We start from the raw sequence: 2,007 nt of genomic DNA, 5'->3' as shown, positions 1-2,007 counted from the left end.
GTCTGTGCAGACAAGAATGGAGTTCGTAGGAAGCCCCCACTTCAAAATCCAAAGGATTTAAGTGGTGGGTAGTTCACGGGACTGCAGTAGAAAGGCTAGTTGTCGGCCTTTTCTGAAAATCAATTGAAAAGAAAATAATTAATTCTTCAAAACTAATTGACTTTTGTCGCTATTCACGGTACTATATCAGATGGTATTGTTTGCCACCATGATAAGCCCCGGAAACTTGTTTTGGAACAAACAACAGAGAGTCTTTCTTATTACTTTTAACGGAACTTAGAAGCGATGGAAAGCAGCTAATTTAAAATTGATTCTTGAAAAGAAAATTTGGAGGTTAAGATCGTGCGTACAACATTTATGGCGAATGAAAGTAACATCGAACGCAAATGGTATGTAGTCGACGCTACAGATATTCCTTTAGGACGTCTGTCAACTGTCGTTGCATCTATCCTACGCGGTAAAAACAAACCTACGTATACACCACACGTTGATACTGGTGACCACGTAATCGTAATTAATGCAGGAGAAGTTAAACTAACAGGGAAGAAAGCTAGCGACAAGATTTATTCTCGTCACTCTGGACACCCAGGTGGATTGACTCAACAGTCAGCTGGAACAATCCGTGCTCAAAGACCGGAACGTTTGATTGAAATGTCAATCAAAGGTATGCTTCCACACAACCCACTAGGACGTAAACAAATTAAAAAACTTCACGTATACGCTGGCCCTGAGCACAAAAACCAAGCTCAACAGCCAGAAGTACTAGACATTACAAACTTGATTTAAGGAGGGACATCCATTGGCACAAGTACAATATTTCGGAACTGGTCGTCGTAAAAACTCTACAGCTCGTGTTATCATGACTCCAGGTTCTGGTAAAATCACTTTTAACGGTAAAGATATTTCTGAATATTTAAACTTCGATCACCTACATTTAGTAGTTAAACAGCCACTAGCTATCACTGATACAGTAGACAGCTACGACATCACTATCAACGTTCACGGTGGTGGGTTCTCAGGACAAGCAGGCGCTGCTCGTCACGGAATCTCTCGTGCGTTACTACAAGTAGACCCTGACTTCCGTTCTCCACTGAAAGCAGCTGGACTGCTTACACGTGATTCACGTATGAAAGAGCGTAAAAAACCAGGTCTTAAAAAAGCGCGTAAATCTCCACAATTCTCAAAACGTTAATTGCTGGAGCCGTTGCGAATTTATTCGCTTACGGATACAGTATGGGACGGAGATTTCGAAAGAAATCGAGTACCATTCAATTTGCGGCTTAAACTTAATACTGCAGTACAAAAAGGCATCAGCATTCTGCTGGTGCCTTTTTGTTTTTAGTGCCTGTGAAAGTCGACAACACGCTAGAGAAATAAAATGAAAAAGCATCAATTAAAGAGGTGGTGGAACAAATGACTCCAAAAGAAAAAATGCAGAAGCTGATTAAGAACAAGCAAGGCGGCGGCAAAGATATTAAAAGAAGTACGGCCAAAAATGATCAGAAGTACATGCGCAAAGCTCCGATTATATTTATATAATGAGGAAGAACTGATTAGTATTATTCATAGAAACAGTCAATTCGTATAGATTTAGTAGACATGTAAAGAGTATGTTGATCTCTGTAAGGATACCAACGGTATCCCGGTTGGATACACTAAATTCTGCGAAGATTATCAAAGACATATTGATCAATACCGCTTGACGAATCACTTAAAACATAAACCCGGTGTATCGATTCAAGTCGATTGGAGCGGCTCAACCATGGATTTGCTAGACACTGACACAGGTGAGTTAATTACCGTCTATCTTTTTGTAGGAACCCTACCTTACAGTCAATATACCTATGTAGAACCCACACTTGATATGAAAAGTGATACTTGGCTTCGTTGTCACATGAATATGTTTGAGTATTTTGGCGGTACGACAATTCGACTTATATGCGACAATTTGTAATGTGAAGATTTACATTACAAATTTAATGTTAAGTAGAAAATAATGTAAAGCAC

General features: G+C 39.6%; 3 protein-coding genes. All 3 read left to right on the top strand.

All coding sequences use genetic code 11. The features are described from left to right. Positions 1 to 342: 342 nt before the first annotated feature. The 3 genes from rplM to ABFX15_RS09580 all read left to right on the top strand — a co-directional run bounded on the left by rplM (position 343) and on the right by ABFX15_RS09580 (position 1,539). Entirely contained in the window at positions 343 to 786 is a 444-nt protein-coding gene (rplM, locus tag ABFX15_RS09590) for a 50S ribosomal protein L13 (RefSeq protein ID WP_091481849.1), read from the top strand. Positions 787 to 799: 13 nt separating this feature from the next. Further along, complete coding sequence (gene rpsI / locus ABFX15_RS09585) at positions 800 to 1,192, top strand: 30S ribosomal protein S9 (RefSeq protein WP_091266415.1); 393 nt, start codon at positions 800 to 802, stop codon at positions 1,190 to 1,192. A 221-nt stretch (positions 1,193 to 1,413) separates the two neighbouring features. Next, positions 1,414 to 1,539, top strand: coding sequence for a hypothetical protein (locus ABFX15_RS09580; RefSeq protein WP_346025198.1), 126 nt, complete (start codon positions 1,414 to 1,416; stop codon positions 1,537 to 1,539). Positions 1,540 to 2,007 lie beyond the last annotated feature (468 nt).

This window comes from Alkalibacterium indicireducens (assembly GCF_039522005.1).
Classification (GTDB): Bacteria; Bacillota; Bacilli; order Lactobacillales; family Carnobacteriaceae_A; genus Alkalibacterium; species Alkalibacterium indicireducens.
Note: the sequence above shows the minus strand (reverse complement) of the source record. Positions and strands in the feature narration are given on the sequence as shown.

Excerpts from the sequence above, each read along its gene's own strand:
- ABFX15_RS09580 (WP_346025198.1), top strand. The coding sequence starts at position 1,414 with ATGACTCCAAAAGAAAAAATGCAGAAGCTGATTAAGAACAAGCAAGGC.